Origin of the sequence: Mesorhizobium sp. (genome assembly GCF_004962245.1) — a bacterium.
Taxonomy (GTDB): domain Bacteria; phylum Pseudomonadota; class Alphaproteobacteria; order Rhizobiales; family Rhizobiaceae; genus Mesorhizobium.
In genome coordinates this window covers 23,735-39,343 of the sequence record NZ_SUHQ01000015.1, presented here as the reverse complement: position 1 = coordinate 39,343, position 15,609 = coordinate 23,735, and the positions used below count along the sequence as shown (strand labels likewise).

At 62.3% G+C, this 15,609-nt stretch carries 17 protein-coding genes; 9 read left to right on the top strand and 8 right to left on the bottom strand.

Annotated features, from left to right (window positions below; genetic code table 11):
- Positions 1 to 4: 4 nt before the first annotated feature.
- Both E5X88_RS17235 and cysS read right to left on the bottom strand, forming a co-directional pair.
- Positions 5 to 391, bottom strand: a complete 387-nt coding sequence (locus tag E5X88_RS17235) for a VOC family protein (RefSeq protein ID WP_292163373.1) — start codon at positions 389 to 391, stop codon at positions 5 to 7.
- Positions 388 to 1,824: a cysteine--tRNA ligase gene (cysS, locus tag E5X88_RS17230; protein ID WP_292163371.1), complete on the bottom strand. Its 1,437-nt coding sequence runs from the start codon at positions 1,822 to 1,824 to the stop codon at positions 388 to 390. The genes E5X88_RS17235 and cysS overlap by 4 nt, the downstream gene beginning before the upstream one ends.
- A 396-nt stretch (positions 1,825 to 2,220) precedes the next feature.
- On the opposite strand from cysS, the gene E5X88_RS17225 reads away from it, so the two are divergent.
- Positions 2,221 to 2,376 (top strand): hypothetical protein, encoded by a 156-nt coding sequence (locus E5X88_RS17225; protein ID WP_292163369.1) that lies wholly within the window; start codon positions 2,221 to 2,223, stop codon positions 2,374 to 2,376.
- Between the two features lie 84 nt (positions 2,377 to 2,460).
- On the opposite strand, the gene E5X88_RS17220 is transcribed toward E5X88_RS17225, so the two are convergent.
- Positions 2,461 to 3,222 (bottom strand): SOS response-associated peptidase, encoded by a 762-nt coding sequence (locus tag E5X88_RS17220; protein WP_292163368.1) that lies wholly within the window; start codon positions 3,220 to 3,222, stop codon positions 2,461 to 2,463.
- A gap of 120 nt (positions 3,223 to 3,342) precedes the next feature.
- Here E5X88_RS17220 and E5X88_RS17215 point away from each other — a divergent pair, with 120 nt between their 5' ends.
- The 4 genes from E5X88_RS17215 (at position 3,343) to E5X88_RS17200 (ending at position 5,596) form a co-directional block, all read left to right on the top strand.
- Positions 3,343 to 3,762, top strand: a complete 420-nt coding sequence (locus E5X88_RS17215; protein ID WP_292163364.1) for an NUDIX hydrolase — start codon at positions 3,343 to 3,345, stop codon at positions 3,760 to 3,762.
- 49 nt (positions 3,763 to 3,811) lie between these two features.
- On the top strand, positions 3,812 to 4,189 hold the full coding sequence (locus E5X88_RS17210; RefSeq protein WP_292163363.1) for a TIGR02301 family protein: 378 nt from the start codon (positions 3,812 to 3,814) through the stop codon (positions 4,187 to 4,189).
- 314 nt (positions 4,190 to 4,503) lie between these two features.
- Positions 4,504 to 4,761 carry a hypothetical protein gene (locus E5X88_RS17205; protein ID WP_077381793.1) on the top strand — a complete coding sequence of 86 codons (258 nt, stop codon included), beginning with the start codon at positions 4,504 to 4,506 and terminating at the stop codon, positions 4,759 to 4,761.
- Positions 4,762 to 4,792: 31 nt separating this feature from the next.
- Positions 4,793 to 5,596, top strand: a complete 804-nt coding sequence (locus tag E5X88_RS17200) for a hypothetical protein (RefSeq protein ID WP_292163361.1) — start codon at positions 4,793 to 4,795, stop codon at positions 5,594 to 5,596.
- 35 nt (positions 5,597 to 5,631) lie between these two features.
- Here E5X88_RS17200 and E5X88_RS17195 read toward each other — a convergent pair whose 3' ends face one another.
- A complete protein-coding gene (locus E5X88_RS17195; protein WP_292163358.1) occupies positions 5,632 to 6,963 on the bottom strand; it encodes a dihydroorotase in 1,332 nt (443 codons plus the stop codon).
- 83 nt (positions 6,964 to 7,046) lie between these two features.
- Between E5X88_RS17195 and E5X88_RS17190 the strand changes: the two genes are divergently transcribed.
- The 3 genes from E5X88_RS17190 to E5X88_RS17180 all read left to right on the top strand — a co-directional run bounded on the left by E5X88_RS17190 (position 7,047) and on the right by E5X88_RS17180 (position 10,756).
- Positions 7,047 to 7,907: a folate-binding protein YgfZ gene (locus E5X88_RS17190; RefSeq protein ID WP_292163357.1), complete on the top strand. Its 861-nt coding sequence runs from the start codon at positions 7,047 to 7,049 to the stop codon at positions 7,905 to 7,907.
- Complete coding sequence (locus E5X88_RS17185; RefSeq protein ID WP_292163356.1) at positions 7,907 to 8,539, top strand: HD family hydrolase; 633 nt, start codon at positions 7,907 to 7,909, stop codon at positions 8,537 to 8,539. Before E5X88_RS17190 ends, E5X88_RS17185 begins: the two co-directional genes overlap by 1 nt.
- 66 nt (positions 8,540 to 8,605) lie before the next feature.
- Positions 8,606 to 10,756, top strand: coding sequence for an EAL domain-containing protein (locus E5X88_RS17180; protein WP_366664807.1), 2,151 nt, complete (start codon positions 8,606 to 8,608; stop codon positions 10,754 to 10,756).
- Between the two features lie 30 nt (positions 10,757 to 10,786).
- Here E5X88_RS17180 and E5X88_RS17175 read toward each other — a convergent pair whose 3' ends face one another.
- Positions 10,787 to 11,677, bottom strand: coding sequence for a fatty acid desaturase family protein (locus E5X88_RS17175; protein ID WP_292163354.1), 891 nt, complete (start codon positions 11,675 to 11,677; stop codon positions 10,787 to 10,789).
- Between the two features lie 107 nt (positions 11,678 to 11,784).
- Between E5X88_RS17175 and E5X88_RS17170 the strand changes: the two genes are divergently transcribed.
- Positions 11,785 to 12,732 carry a LysR substrate-binding domain-containing protein gene (locus tag E5X88_RS17170; RefSeq protein ID WP_292163352.1) on the top strand — a complete coding sequence of 316 codons (948 nt, stop codon included), beginning with the start codon at positions 11,785 to 11,787 and terminating at the stop codon, positions 12,730 to 12,732.
- 14 nt (positions 12,733 to 12,746) lie between these two features.
- Here the strand turns inward: E5X88_RS17170 and E5X88_RS33650 are convergent, their stop codons facing one another.
- Genes E5X88_RS33650 through E5X88_RS17160 form a run of 3 tightly spaced genes read right to left on the bottom strand, consistent with a single transcriptional unit; the run spans position 12,747 to position 15,458 of the window.
- Positions 12,747 to 12,872, bottom strand: coding sequence for a DUF3303 family protein (locus E5X88_RS33650; protein ID WP_292242296.1), 126 nt, complete (start codon positions 12,870 to 12,872; stop codon positions 12,747 to 12,749).
- Positions 12,873 to 12,879: 7 nt separating this feature from the next.
- Positions 12,880 to 14,355 carry a RimK family protein gene (locus tag E5X88_RS17165; protein WP_292163350.1) on the bottom strand — a complete coding sequence of 492 codons (1,476 nt, stop codon included), beginning with the start codon at positions 14,353 to 14,355 and terminating at the stop codon, positions 12,880 to 12,882.
- Positions 14,352 to 15,458: a peptidase C39 family protein gene (locus E5X88_RS17160; protein WP_292163348.1), complete on the bottom strand. Its 1,107-nt coding sequence runs from the start codon at positions 15,456 to 15,458 to the stop codon at positions 14,352 to 14,354. The genes E5X88_RS17165 and E5X88_RS17160 overlap by 4 nt, the downstream gene beginning before the upstream one ends.
- Between the last annotated feature and the right edge of the window lie 151 nt (positions 15,459 to 15,609).

Here is a 15,609-nt window from a genome sequence, read left to right as displayed (position 1 = left end):
GGCGTCACTCCGGGGCGTGGCAGACGGCTTCGATATTGTTGCCGTCGGGGTCGAAGACAAAGGCGCCGTAATAGTTCGCATGATAGTGCGGACGCAGGCCCGGCCCACCATTGTCTTCACCGCCGGCGGCGATGGCCGCGGCATGGAAGGCATCGACCTCGGCGCGGCTGCGTGCGGTGAAGGCGACATGTTGGCGGTCCTTCGGCTTGTCCTTGCCCGCATGCAGCCAGAACACCGGCCGGTCGCGGCCATAGCCGCCAACCTTGGCGCTGCCAGTGTATTCCTGCGGCACCATGTAAAGAAGCGCGGCCCTCAGCGGCGCCATCGCCTTGTCGTAGAAGGCCTTGGAAGCGTCGAAATCGGAAACGGTGATGCCAAGATGATCAATCATCTTTTTACCTCCCAGGTGGTGATGCGAGCGCCAGTGACGGGATCCTTGCCGTCCTTCAGCTGGATGCCTTGCGCCAGCAACTCGTCGCGGATGCGGTCGGCCTCGGCCCAGTTCTTGGCGGCGATCAGTTCCAGGCGCTTGGCGATCGCCCTGGCGATCTCGCCTTCATCGACCTTAGCTGCGCCGATATCGAAGCCGAGGAACAAAAGTGCTGCCTTCAGCGAAGCAGCAGCATCGTTGCCGTCGGCCGCCTCACCGGCCAGCTGCGTCATCACCTGGAACGCGGCATAGGTGGCGAGATCGTCCGAGAGGGCATCCACGACTTCCATCGGCAGTTGCTTTGCCGCCGCCGGCGCCAGATCCGCCGCCCGCTTCCATTTGCGCAGTGTATTTTCCGCCTCTTCCAGCTTGCGCACGGAAAAGTCGATCGGCTCGCGATAATGCGTCATCAGCATCGCGAGCCGCAGCACCTCGCCCGGCCATTTGCGGCCGCCAAAGGTCTCCGTCTCCAGCAACTCGTTGATCGAATAGAAGTTGCCCAGGCTCTTGGACATCTTCTGTCCTTCGACCTGCAGGAAGCCGTTGTGCATCCAAACCTTAGCCATCACGCCAGTGCCGTGGGCGCAACGCGACTGGGCGATCTCGTTCTCATGGTGCGGGAAGATCAGGTCGAGGCCGCCGCCATGGATGTCGAAGACCTCGCCAAGATAGGCGGCCGACATCGCCGAGCACTCGATGTGCCAGCCCGGCCGGCCCCTGCCCCACGGGCTGTCCCAGCCCGGCTCTTCCGGCGAGGACAGCTTCCATAGCACGAAATCGCCAGGGTTCTTCTTATGCGCATCGACAGCGACGCGGGCGCCGGCCTGCTGCTCGTCGAGATGACGCTTCGACAACTGGCCATAGTCCGACATCGAGACGGTGTCGAATAGAACTTCGCCTGCCGCGACATAGGCATGGCCGCGTTCGATCAAGCGTTGAATCAAGGAGATCATGTCGGTCTTGCCATCGGCGCGCGGCTCGACGAACTCAGTGGCGCGCGGCTCGACCGTCGGTTCCAGGCAGCCGAGCGTCGCCACGTCCTTGTGGAACTGGTCGGCGGTCTTTTCGGTGACCCGACGGATCGCCTCGTTCAGCGACAGTCTTCCCGAGGCGATCTCGCCGCCGAAATCGCGCAGGGCGCGGGCGTTGATCTTGTCGTCGACATCCGTGATGTTGCGCACATAGGTGACGTGCGCTTGCCCATAGAGATAGCGCAGCAGACGGAACAGCACGTCGAAGACAATCACCGGCCGCGCGTTGCCGATATGGGCAAAGTCGTAGACTGTCGGACCGCAGACATACATGCGCACATTGCGCGGATCGATCGGGAAGAAATCCTCCTTTGTCCGCGTCAGCGTGTTGTAGAGGCGCAGGCCCTTCGATGCGTCAGACATTCCGTGCCTTCCCGGTCCGATACTCTTGTTCGAGTTGGAGCCTTCCTTGCGCCGAGACGCAAATCAGGCTCCAGCCTGCTGGCCGGGGCGTTTGTCCACTCTAGAAGGAAGATAGGCGAAAACGTCCGGACCAGCGCGAAGCTAGTCAATAATGCAAATGCCACAAATGGCGAAAGACGTTCTCATAAGCGGCTTTATCGCCTCGCCCACTGTTGCCGTCAAGTCGCAACTTTCGGCAAAAGGGTCGCTGGATCACAGGTAATGACGCACCGAAACATTTTATTAAACATCTCGGCACAGTCATGAAACATTCGTCGGCTAGATCACCAGGTGTCACGATTTGGTCGGATTCGACCAGCAAACGCGGACACGAAGACCTTACCAGGGAAGAGAGAAATGCCCCGAACCCAGCAGGAACCCAGCGGCGCCAAGCAACCGGCGCTTGCCAGTCAATATCGGGCGATCGGCCCGGCCGCGATCGTCGCCGCCCTTCTCCACACAGCGAAGAAGAAAAAGCCGGTGCAGAAGATCATATCGCCGCGCGCTGCCTGATGTGACGTGCGGCCAGCCGGTCGCCAGTAAATGGGACGCCGGCAATGAAGGCGCTGAAGCGCCTCAGGAAAATAGCAGATACTGCTAAAACAAGGTCATCTGACTGTCGTCCGCGCCGGGCTTCTGGCGCCTGGCCTTCTCGGGCTCCGGCCCCACGACGCCCCTCTCCTGAATCTCCGGTCCGGTGTTGGCGACCTTGTTGACAAGGTCCGAAACCGGGACGGCCTCGAAGAAATTGAGCTGTGCCGGTCTGAGCAGGTCGGCCACGTCGCGCGGCTCCAGTGTGCGGCAATCCAGCCAGCGGGCGAAATCCTGCGGATGGATCACCACCGGCATCCGGTCGTGGATATGGGCGATGTCGGCATTGGCGTTGACGGTCAGGATGGCGCCGGTGTCCATTTCCGAACCGCCTGGTTCCGCATAGGTCTCGATCAGCCCGGCGAAGGCGACAAGCCCGCCATGCTTCGGCCGCACCCAATAGGGCTGTCCCCTCTTGCCACCTGATTGATGCCATTCGTAGAAGCCGGAAGCCGGCACCAAAGCGCGGCGGTGGCGCATGGCGGTGCGAAACGAGGCCTTTTCCGTTGCTCCCTCCGAGCGGGCGTTGAACAGCAGCGGAAAGGCGCGTGTGTCCTTCACCCAGGTCGGGATCAACCCCCAGCGCACCAGCATCGGCTGCCGGTCGGGAAGGTTCGAGCCCGGCGCCTGCGGCAAACCAGCGACCGCCATCAGCACCGGCTGCGTCGGTGCGATGTTGTAGCGCGGCGGAAAATCCTCCAGCTCCGCCAGCCCCAGAAAGGCGGCGGTCTGGTCAGGCGTGGCGGTCAAGGCAAAACGTCCGCACATGAACTAAGCTCTTCGAATTGATGTCATCTGACGGTGACGATGGAACCGGCGTCGCGCAACCGCTAAAGCTGTTCACCGCCGGCTGGTCCACAAGGTGATGCAGCGGTCGAACGGAGATCCATGGACGAAGTGCGTAAGATACTCCCGGCTGTCTCGGTCGCCATCGTCCGCGGCAACACGGTGTTGCTGGTCAAGCGGGCGCGGCAGCCTTCGCAAGGCTTTTATGCGTTTCCGGGCGGCAAGGTCGAGGCCGGAGAAACGCTGGAAGAAGCCGCGCGACGCGAGTTGCGTGAGGAAACCGGCTTGCAGGCGCACAACTACCGCCCCCTCCTGCAAATCCACATCGACGGCAGCAGCGACGGGCATCCGGTCGACTATCTGCTGACGGTGTTCGGCGCCACCTATGCCAGCGGCGAACCCGTGGCCAGCGACGACGCCGAAACCGCCGCCTTCTATACGCTCAGCGAAATGAGGGCGATGCCGCTTGCCGCTTCGGTGTTTGCCGTTGCCGACGAATTGCTCAGGAATGCAGGGGCGTAAACCTCCAAAATCGCCTTGCGGGCGGCAAATTGTTTCGCCACAAAGACTTATGATCCGCGCCGTGTTTTTTCTCGCAGCTTGCCTCGCCGCCAGCACGGCAATCGGGGCGCGGCCGGCTTTGGCCGCCGAATCGCCGTTCGAGCCCGGGCTGATGCGGCTGGCGGAGGTGCTTGGATCGCTGCATTTCCTGCGCAATCTGTGCGGCGAAAAGGGCGACCAGTGGCGGGTCGAGATGGAAAAGCTGATCGCGTCGGAAAATCCCGACCCGGAGCGGCGCGCCCGCTTTATCGCCAGCTTCAACCGCGGCTACCGCTCCTTCAGCGGCACCTACACGCAGTGCACCGCTTCGGCGACGGAAGCCATCAGCCGCTACATGAAGGAAGGCGAGACGCTGTCACGCGACATCGCCTCGCGCTACGGCAACTGACTTGCCACCTCCCGGCTTGTATCTGGTGATGTCTTAGTGCAATCCTTGTGTTGCACTTCTGCAACAGCATTAATGAAACCTTATCGCGCGGATGTGGAATTAACTCAAACTGAAGGTTTTCGTCCCCCTCGCCGGCCTAATCGGCTAAGTTTAAGTCGGATCGAACGCAGGTCTGCAAAACGCTACCGACCTTGTCGAAAACGACCCTAGAAATGTCGTATTTACAAGTACTTACTTAGCCTGCGTGTAAAAAGGGACAGCCCAAGCCTGATCCGCACCTGTCGGATCGCCGCTTGAAAAGGGTGGACATCGCAATGGAACATGGCGTCAACGACATCGACGCGCTGGTCAGGGAAGAGAAGCGCCTGACCGCCGTGGAAAGCCACAGCGAGGCCTGGGCGGAAGGACTTTCGGCCGGAATCGAGCCGGAAATCATCGCCGAGGCAGCCCTTGAAACCGCGTTCGGCGAAATGCTGCGCGCCAATGGCGAAACCTCGGCCCTTGCCCTGCTCGACCGCATGCGTGAAAAGGTGATAGCCGGGGCCTTCGAACCAGGACGGCTGCGGCACTGAACCCGCATCAGGCTCTTTGGAGAGGCAAGCCGTGAATTTTTCGATGTCAGGCCAGCCGCGTGGCTTGGTCCTCAGCATCCGGCTCGCTGTCTTTTGCGCCGCGGTTCCGCTAGCGCTCTGCCTCGCAGGCAGCGCCGCTTATGCGCTGAGTGAAATCAAGCGCGAGGACCTTCCTTCTCCGGTCGCGCCGCCCCCCGACGACAACATGTCGCCGCCCGGAACCGGGGTACCGATGCCTGGCCCGCTCGGCACGACACCGCCCGCGGCTAGCCAGCCGACGTCCCCCGACGAGCCGGAGCAGGTCGAACCGGAGGGGCCAACGGACGATGGTGGCATGGCCAACCCGCGTGCCGATCCGGACGAACCCTTGCCCGAGGTCGTCTACGATCTCGGCACGCTGCCGGAGCCGGTCAGGCGCATGCACGACCTGATCGTCGAGGCCTGCAAGAGTGGCGATATCGAAAGGCTCCGGCCGCTGATCGGCAAGGGCGACACGATGACCCAATTGTCGTTGAGCGAGATCGAAGGCGACCCGATCACCTTCCTGAAGGGTCTTTCGGGCGACGCGGAAGGCCAGGAGATCCTCGCCATCATGGAAGAGGTGCTCAATGCCGGCTATGTCCATGTCGATGCCGGCACGCCGCAGGAACTCTATGTCTGGCCGTATTTCTTCGCGGTGCCGCTGGACAAGCTCGACGCCAGGCAGCGGGTCGAGCTGTTCAAGATCGTCACCGCCGGCGACTATGACAGCATGAAGCAGTTCGGCGCCTACATCTTCTACCGCGTCGGCATCACGCCGGATGGGCAGTGGGCGTTCTTCGTCGCTGGAGACTGAGCGGCGTTAGCGTCAGCCTTTGCCTACAAGCCCATTTAGACCGGCAGCGCCTCGGAAAACTCCACCGCCCTGCCCTGTCCGGGGGTGACGATCTCGCCTTCCCACATCACACGTCGGCCGCGCACGACGGTGCCGACCGGCCAACCCGTCACCTTCCTTCCGTCATAGGGCGTCCAGCCGGCCTTCGAGCCTGCCTGCGCATTGGTGATGGTCTCGCGGCGCTTCAAATCGACAATCGTGAAATCGGCATCGTAACCGGCGGCGATGCGGCCTTTCCTGGCCATGCCGAAGATGCGCTGCGGACCGTGGCTGGACAGGTCGACGAAACGTTGCAACGTCAGCCGGCCGGCATTGACATGATCCAGCATGATCGGCACCAGCGTCTGCACGCCGGTCATGCCCGACGGCGAGGCCGGATAAGGTTTTGCCTTCTCGGCCAGCGTATGCGGGGCGTGATCGGAGCCCAGCACATCGACGATGCCTTGCGCAATGCCGTGCCAGATACCGTCGCGGTGGCGCACCGCCCGCACCGGCGGGTTCATCTGGATCAGCGTGCCCAGCCGCGCATAGTCATCCGCGCTCAGCGTCAGGTGATGCGGCGTCGCCTCACAGGTCGCGACATCCTTGTGCTGTTCGAGGAAGGCGATCTCCTCGGCGGTCGAGACGTGCAGCACGTGGATGCGGGCGCGAACCTGGCGCGCGATGCGCACCAGGCGCTCGGTGCAGCGCAGTGCCGCGATCTCGTCACGCCACACCGGGTGCGAGGACGGATCGCTCTCGATGCGTTCGCCAAGCCGCTCGCGCAGCCGGAATTCGTCCTCAGAATGGAAGGCGGCGCGACGGCGCGTATTCCTCAAAATCGAGGCGACGCCGTCGTCGTCTTCGACCAACAGGTCGCCGGTGGACGAGCCCATGAAGACTTTTATCCCGGCCGCGCCCGGCAGCCGTTCAAGATCGCCGGCGTCCTTCGCATTCTCGCGGGTGCCGCCGACCCAGAAGGCAAAGTCGCAATGCATGCGGCCGGTGGCGCGTTGAACCTTGTCGGCAAGGGCTGCTTCGCTGGTGGTCAGCGGGTTGGTGTTGGGCATTTCGAAGACGGCGGTGACGCCGCCCAGCACCGCTGCCCGCGAGCCCGTCTCCAAATCTTCCTTGTGCTCAAGCCCCGGCTCGCGGAAATGCACCTGGCTGTCGACGACGCCCGGCAGGATGTGCAGGCCGCGACAGTCGACCGTCTCGCCGGCGGATGCCTGGCCGAGATCGCCGATGGCGGCGATGCGCCCGCCATTGATGCCGACGTCGCGCCGGCCCTCACCATCGTGGTTGACCACCGTGCCGCCTGTCAGGATGAGGTCGTAGGTCGTGGCCATGCTGATCCAGTCTCTTGCGGGGGGAGTGTCAGCGGCTTACGTAATGGCCGACCGTTTTGCAAGATCAGGTTCTTTTTCCGCCCATGTCCTTTGCTCAGTTGAAAGACCACGCACTCGTTTCCGTGTCAGGCCCGGATGCCGAGAACTTTTTGCAGAACATTCTGACCACCGACCTCGACGCACTGGCTGCCGGCGAAGCAAAGCCCGGCGCATTGCTGACGCCGCAAGGCAAGATCCTGTTCGACTTCCTGATCTCGCGCGCTGGCGAGAATTCCTTCCGCCTCGAATGCCGGGCCGATATATCAGGCGATTTCATGCGCCGGCTGATGCTCTATAAACTGCGCGCCAAGGTCGAAATTGCCAAGGCCGATCAGGGGGTTGTCATTGTTGCGTGGGGGGATGATTCAACCACTTCACAATTCGATTCAGCGCCGGTTGCCGATGCGCGGTTCCTCGATGCGGCCGTCAGCCGCTTTTATCGCGGTACGGCCGAGGGCGGCGACCCGGCTGCATGGCAGGTTCTGCGCATCGCTCATGGCATTGCCGAAAGCGGCAGCGACTATCAGCTCGGCGATGCCTTCCCGCATGATGTGCTGCTCGACGAGACCGGTGGTGTCGGCTTCAGGAAGGGCTGCTATGTCGGCCAGGAGGTGGTCTCGCGCATGCAGCATCGCGGCACCGCCAGGCGGCGCGTGCTGATCGTTTCGGCCGAACGGCCCCTGCCCGCTCATGGCACCGAACTGACAGTTGCCGGGCGACCGGTCGGCACGCTTGGCTCCACCGCCGGCACGACAGGCCTCGCCATAGCCCGTATCGACCGCGTCAAGGCAGCGCTCGACGCCGGCCAGCCGATCATGGCGGATGACGTCACTGTGTCGCTCGCCATCCCTGCCTGGGCGAAATTCACCTTCCCGCAGGAATCCGTCGGCGCGGAGGAGGCCTGATGGCGGCCGACCGTGCCGGCGCGCCGCCGCGCGCCTGGCAGCGCATGCTGTCGGGCCGGCGGCTCGATCTGCTCGACCCTTCGCCGCTCGACATCGAGATTTCCGACATCGCCCATGGACTTGCCCGCGTCGCCCGCTGGAACGGCCAGACCAGCGGCGAACACGCCTTCTCCGTCGCCCAGCATTCGCTGCTGGTCGAAGCGCTTTTCGGCGAGCTGGTACCGGATGCTCCGGCCGACGCGCGGCTGGCGGCCTTGCTGCACGACGCACCGGAATATGTCATCGGCGACATGATCTCACCGTTCAAATCGGTGATGGGCGGCAGCTACAAGGAGTGTGAGCTCAGGCTGCAGCGCGCCATCCATCTGCGCTTTTCGCTGCCGGTCGAACCGGGTGCGGGCCTGCGCAAGGAGATCAAGCGCGCCGACCAGATCGCCGCCTATTTCGAGGCGACGCTGCTTGCCGGCTTTTCGACCGCCGAGGCAACCGAATTCTTCGGCCGGCCGCGCGGCTTCAATGCCGACCGCTTCGATTTCACTCCGCGTTCGGTCACCTGGGCGCAAAACGCTTTCCTCAAACGGTATGCGGCGATCGAGAAATCACGGCGCCAAACGGTGCAGCCTGCCGACTGAAAAAACGGTAAATTAACCGGAAAAGGACATTGTGCCGTGTTCGATCACGGTCTGCAGGCACGCCTCATGTCCGTCACCCATGTCAAGGCTGATTCGCCCGTCCGCGGACGGAGGGCCAAAGGCACAGGCCTGCCGCGACGGATAGAAGACGAACTGCGCAAACAGGATGATCGTTTTTCGGCCGCCGTCGAGAACATGTCGCATGGCTTGGGCATGTTCGATGCCGACGAGCGCATGATCATCTGCAACAGCAATTATATCAGCATCTTCTGCCTCGACGCCGAGATCGTGCAGCCCGGCATCCGGTTTTTCGACATCCTCCAGCACAGCGTCGACATCGGCGTCGCCTCGCACAGCGCCGAAGAACTCTATGCCATCCGCAAACCCTATATCGACCAGGCGAAACCCTCGACCTATGAGGAAACGCTGTCGGATGGACGCATCATCAACATCTCGCACCGGCCGCTGGCTTCGGGCGGCTGGGTGTCGATCTATGAAGACATCACCGAGCAACGGCGCGCCGAGCAGGCGTTGAAGGAACAGCACCGCCGTTTCGACGCAGCACTCGCCAACATGTCGCAAGGCCTTTTGATGTATGACGCGGACAGCAGGCTGATCGTTCGCAACGAACGCTTCCTGGAACTCTACCACGTGACGCCGGCCGATTTTCCGCTTGGCATGAGTCACCACGACACGCTCGAGCAGCTCGTGCGTCTGGGTATCTATGCAGAGATCGACATCGACAGCGAAATCTCGAAAACCACGGCCTGCCTTCACGCCGGGGAAATGCGGTCGACCTACCGTCATCTTGCCGACGGCAGAACCCTTTTGGTCGTGCGGCGGCCGATGAGTGGCGGCGGCTGGGTCGCGACCTTCGACGACGTCACCGAGCGCCGGCGCGTCGAAGAGCGCATGACCCATCTTGCGCATTACGACACGTTGACCAACCTGCCCAATCGCTCGATGTTTCGCGAAAGGCTTGACCAAGCCTTGGGTGAGGCCACCGACCTGGCGATATTCTCGCTCGACCTCGACCGCTTCAAGGCCGTCAACGACACCTGGGGGCACCCGGCCGGCGACTGGCTGCTGAAATGCGTCGCCGAGCGGCTGCAACGGTGCCTGCGCAACGAAACGGATGTGGTCGCCCGTTTCGGCGGCGACGAGTTCGTCATCATCCAGTTCAATCCAAAAGGTGCCGGCCCAAAAGGCGCCGGTGATGCGGAAAAACTGGCAAAACGCATTGTCGACATCATCGGAAGACCCTTTCGCGACAAAAGCCGCGATATGCATGTCGGCATCAGCCTCGGCATCGCCCTTTTCCCCGATGACGGCAGGGATGCCGACACGCTGCTGAAAAACGCCGACATGGCCCTCTACAGAGCGAAAAGCGAAGGACGCAACGTCTATCGATTCTTCGAGCCGGGCATGGATGCGATTGTGCGGGCACGACGCGCACTCGAAACCGATCTGGAGGCGGCGCTGTCGCGGCGTGAATTCGAGCTGGATTTCCAACCGATCATGAACATCGCTTCCAGCGAAATCGTCGGCGCCGAAGCCTTGATGCGGTGGCGTTCGCCGATACGCGGCTTGGTGCCGCCAGACGATTTCATCCCGGTCGCCGAAGAGATTGGGCTGATCGTGCCGCTGGGAGAATGGGCGCTGAGGAAAGCCTGTACGGTTGCGGCGGGCTGGCCGCGTGGGCTGCGTATCGCGGTCAATGTCTCGGCTGTGCAGATCAAAAGCGGCACCTTTGCCCGCAGCGTCATTTCCGCGCTGGCATTTTCCGGTGTACCGGCCGACCGGCTTGAACTGGAAATCACCGAAACAGTGCTGATGGACGAGAGCGATACGGTGCTGAAGACGCTCCGGCAGTTGCGCGACCTCGGCATCCGCATCGCGCTGGACGATTTCGGCACCGGCTATTCGTCGCTCGGCTATCTCCGCCGCTTCCCGGTCGACAAGATCAAGATAGACCGCTCCTTCATCCGCGACATCGACAACCGCGACACCGCCGCGATCGTGCGGACGGTCATCGGGCTCGGTGCGCAGCTTGGGATCACCGTTACCGCCGAAGGCGTCGAAACCGAAGCGCAGCTTGAGTTCCTGCGAAAGGAAGGCTGTGTCGAGGCCCAAGGCTACCTGATAGGCGTACCGTCGAAGGCGGCAGACATCCAGCGCCTGCTGAAGGCGAGCGTGGCGCTCAGCCACTCCGGCTGAGTGCGACAGGGCCGAGCCAGTCATCGGCCATCAGCGCAATGTTTCTATATATTTTTCGTGGAAGCGCACATAGCCGTTTTCGATCTCTCTGAGATGGCGCTCAATCAGGGTGTGAAACGCCGGCAGTTGATGGAACGGCACACCCGGGTAGGCATGATGTTCAGCGTGGAAGGGCATGTTCCAGGCCAGCTTGCGAACAAACCAGTTGGTCAGCGTGGTCCGGGTATTTTCCAACATGTTTGCCACCAACGGACAACGGCCATGTTCAGCCAAGAGATAGAGGCGCAGGAACGGTTGCCCGAGAAGCGCCGGCACGATCCAGACATAGATGAGCGTGGTTGCCCGGAACCAGAGGGTCAGCACAAGCACGATGGCATAGAAAGCAATCATGGCGCGGGCCTCGGCGCGCACCTTGGCGTAGCCTTTTGGCGGCACGTAACTGTCCCGACACTGGCCGGTGGCGTTGGCGTAAAGCGTCTTGACGTGGCCCCACCACACCGGAATGCCGGAAACGTGAACGATATACTGTCGGCGTGTTTCCGGCTTTGGAAAGGCCAGTTCCGGGTCGTTCTCCGGATCCTGGGTGAAGCGATGATGGGCGAAATGGAAATAGCGGAACCAGTCGGCCGGCAATGCGATCGCAAGGCTGCAGACGCGCGCCACGAAATCGTTCAGCCGCTGTGTTTCGAAAGCCGTGCGATGAACCGTCTCGTGAAGAAGCGTGAACAGGAAAACGATGAGAATGCCTTGCGGCAGCATCAGTAGCGGCCAGAACGGCACCTTGGCGGCGATCAGCGAGCCGATAACGACGATCGCGCCCCAATGACCGGCAAGCTGCAGCAAGCCGAGACGATCTGACTTGGCGGTCAGCCGATCGCGCTCTTGCTGCGTCAGCGATGCGATCACGTCGCGATGGTCCATTGGTCTTTATCCCGCACTGTCGATCAGATGGCTTAATCGCCAAAATAGCTTTCGCAAAACGAGAATTTCTGCAATTTAGATAAGCTCAACTTATCTGTTGGCCTATCATGGTCGCACTTCCATCCTTACGGGGACTCCAGGCTTTCGAGGCTGCGGCGCGCTGCGGCAGCTTTGCCGCCGCAGCCGAAGAACTTTCGATTTCCGCGGCGGCGGTCAGCCAATTGATCCGGACCATCGAGGATCAAATGGGCCGCAAGCTGTTTCACCGGGTCAACCGCAGTGCCGTGCTGACCGATGCGGGCCGGGAAATGCTGCCTCGACTGACAACGGCCTTCGAGGAGATCGGCAGCGTGTCACGCGAACTCAGCGGCGCGGAGTTTCGATCGCGGCTTGTCGTCTCGGTGCCGCCGTCCATGGCGATGGGCTGGCTCTCGACGCGACTGGCAAGCTTTGTCGCCAGCCATGGCGCGGTCGACATATCCCTGAGAGGCGAAGACGATCCGGTGTCGTTCGACCGCGACCCGATCGACATACGTCTTTCCTATGGGCGCTCCCACTATCGCGATCAGGCAACGGAAGACATCGTGAGGGACGCCGTCTATCCCGTTTGCGCACCTTTGATGGCAAGGGGGATCAGCGATCTTGAAGGCGCCGCCGCCTTCGCCCGCTTGCCGTTGATCCACACGGATTGGGGACCGACAGGCGCCTCCTTTCCGTCCTGGCGCCGTTGGTTCGAGGCGGCTGGCATCGAGTCCAGCCGCGCGAGCCAGCGCGGTCTGTCGGCGAATTCGTCGCGGGCGGCGCTCGACCTCGCCATCTCCGGCCTCGGCGTCGCGCTTGCGCAGGGCGTCTTCTGCGCCGAGGCGGTGGAAGACGGCAGGCTGGTCAGGCCCGTCGCACAGGCGCTGGAGCTGCGCCAACCCTATTGCCTGACGATCCCGCAACGAAGCTTGAGGCGCGACGTGGTGGCAGCGTTCAGGCAGTGGCTGATCGATGAATGCCTGCGCTCAGTGGGTTCGCCGGCGTTGATCACTCGGCCATCGGCGGACCAGTGACGGCAGTTCTTCGGTCAGAGGTGTCCGCTCAATGCCTCCACCATGTCCTTGTTCGTCGCCACGGGAACGATCTCGAATTCGACCAGATCCGCCCATTCGATGACCCGCCGCTGCAGGAGCATGACATCATCAGTCTCCACCCGTGCCCTACTCGGATGATTGTCGTCCCGGCCGGTCCAGCCGGTCCAGGAACCACTGCGTCAGCCGCACCCAGACCTCATCTTTTTCGCCGGAATCCTCCCAGCCATGGTCGAGGTTGGGATTGTCGTTGACCTCGATGACGAAGACACCGTCCCTGGTCTCCTTGAGGTCGACGCCGTAGAGGCCGTCGCCGATGCAGCGCGCCGCCCTCACCGCCGTCTCGACGACATGGGCCGGCGCCTCCTTCAAGGTGAAGGTCTTGATGCCACCCTGGTCGGGTTTGCCGTTGGCCTTGTGGTTAACGATCTGCCAGTGCTTCTTGGCCATCAGATAGTGCACGGCAAACAGAGGCTGGCCGCCGAGGACGCCGACGCGCCAGTCATATTCGGTCGGAATGAATTTCTGCGCGATCAGGAGGTCGGAGTCCTCCAGCCATTCGGTGGCAAGCGTCTTCAGCTCCTCGAAGGTGGCGCATTTCTTGACGCCGCGCGAAAACGACGAGTCCGGGATCTTCAGCACCAGCGGGAAACCCAGTGTCTGCGCCGCCACTTCAAGGTCCGAGATGCCGGCGATCATCACCGTCGGCGGCACCGGCACCTTGTTGTAGGTCATCAGCTCGTTGAGATAGACCTTGTTGGTGCAGCGGATCATCGACAGCGGATCGTCGATGACCGGCATGCCTTCCTGCTGGGCGCGGCGGGCGAAGCGGTAGGTGTGGTTGGAGATCGAGGTCGTCTCGCGGATGAACAGTGCGTCGTAATTGGCGAGCTTGGCCAGATCCTTCCTGGTGATCGGCTCGATTTCGACGCCCATCTTTTCGGCGATCTTGGCCCAGTAGCGCAGCGACGAGATCTGCGACGGCGGCAATTCCTCATGCGGATCGACCAGCGTGGCGAAGGTGTAGCGCGCCGGCGTGCGGCCCTTGGTGTCGCGCCACTCGCGGTTGGTGTAGGTCTCGAGGCACTGAAGGAAGCGCTTTTCTTCCTCCTCGCTCATCCTGGCCAGCGGATGGAAGCCGATCTTGCGGATCGACGCCCATTCGGCGCTGTCCGTGATATGGACTTCCAGCGCCGGCGCCCGGAACCAGTCGAACAAAAGCTTGGCGAAGCGATCCCATATCTTCGACGGGCCGATGCCGAAGAAGATGCAGACTTTTTGCGGAAAGGCGCCGCCCAGATCCTTGCGGCATTTGTTGAGCGCGAGTTCCAGCTCCGGCAGCGCGTGCTCGTAGAGCTTGCGCTCGGACAGGTCGATCATCGTCTCGACCGTCGGGATCACCTTATGGCCGCGCGAGCCGGCGAGCAGCGAGGCATAGTAGCCACGGCTTTGGTAGCCGTAATTGTTCGACAGGTTGATGACTTTCGGCCGCTGGCCGCGAAATAGCGCCGGATGGGCTAGATAGTCGCGATTGGTGATGATCTTGTGCGGTGTCGCCACCTGGTCGAGATCGTTCTGTCGGCCGGTAAGGATGACCCAGGTCATTGTCTGTCGCGCTTTCCGAGAGTGATGGCGGCACGCAATCCATCGCGGCCGAACTGCGCCATGTTCATGAAGATGCCGTAAGGCACCGGAATGTTGGCAGCATCAAGGATGGTCTCCTGTCTCTCGTCCTCGACCCAGGGATCGTGGATCAGGATATGGTCGCCGTCGTCGCCGATGGCCAGCACCCAGTGCGGAACCTTCTTGCCGAACATCAGGAACCCGCTGATCAGGACCAGCACCAGTTTTCCCTCTGCGATCGCGGCGCGGATATCGTCTATGGCGAATGGACGGTAATTCACCGGGATACCGTAACGTTCCGCGCGACGGCGAAAGTCGACCTGCGCCAGCTCCATCACCCGGCGCTTGTCTTGGCTGCGCACCGACTGCAGGAACAGCGCGCCGTGGAAGGAGACATAGATCTCGGCAGAGAGCCCGCTTTCGTGGCCGGCAACGGCGAGGCCGAACGGCTCGCAGCCGCCCGGTCCCGACATCATGAAAACGGTGGTCGCCTCGCGCCATAGACGGATTTCCATGACCGGGTCGGGCACGAAGCCGGGATCGAAATTGGCCATTGCCATCATCAGGCAGCACGGGCCGCAGGTGAATTCGCAGGTCTGCTGGTAGAACGGCACCTTGGTGGCGACCGGAATGTCGCCGCGCAAGGTCTTTTCGTAGCGCAGCGCCGTGGCGCCGTCCTCGTAATAGCCGGGTTCGCGGCCGATCTTGCGGTAGCCGCTCTGCTCGTAGATGCGAATGGCTCGGCTGTTGTCCTCGCGCACCTCGAGGCGCAGCATCATGCGGTCGTGCTCGAAAGCGACCTCCTCGGCCCGTTCCAGCAGCATGCGGCCGATGCCGAGCCCGCCAAAAAAGGGGCCGATGGCGATGGAATAGAGCCGTGCGACGCCGCTGCCCTTGCGAAACAGCACGACCGCATAGCCGGCGACGCGGCCGTCGCTTTCGGCGACCAGCATCTCGGCGCTTTCGCGTTCGATCAACTGGCGAAAGGAGCGGCGGGAAATGCGGTCGCCCGAGAAAACAGCCTTCTCGATGGCGGCGAGCTCATCGACGTCGGACGCGCGGGCCGTGCGAATCTCGGCAGGCATGCGGGCTCAGAAAACCTCGATTGGGTTGTGGAAAAGGCCCTGGTCGAAACGTCGATAACACCAGCCGAAGCGCCAGCATCCGTCAAGCGCTATCGCACCTCGATTCGGGCCGAATTGTGACAGTTTCGGCCCGGCGCATGAGGACGCGTGG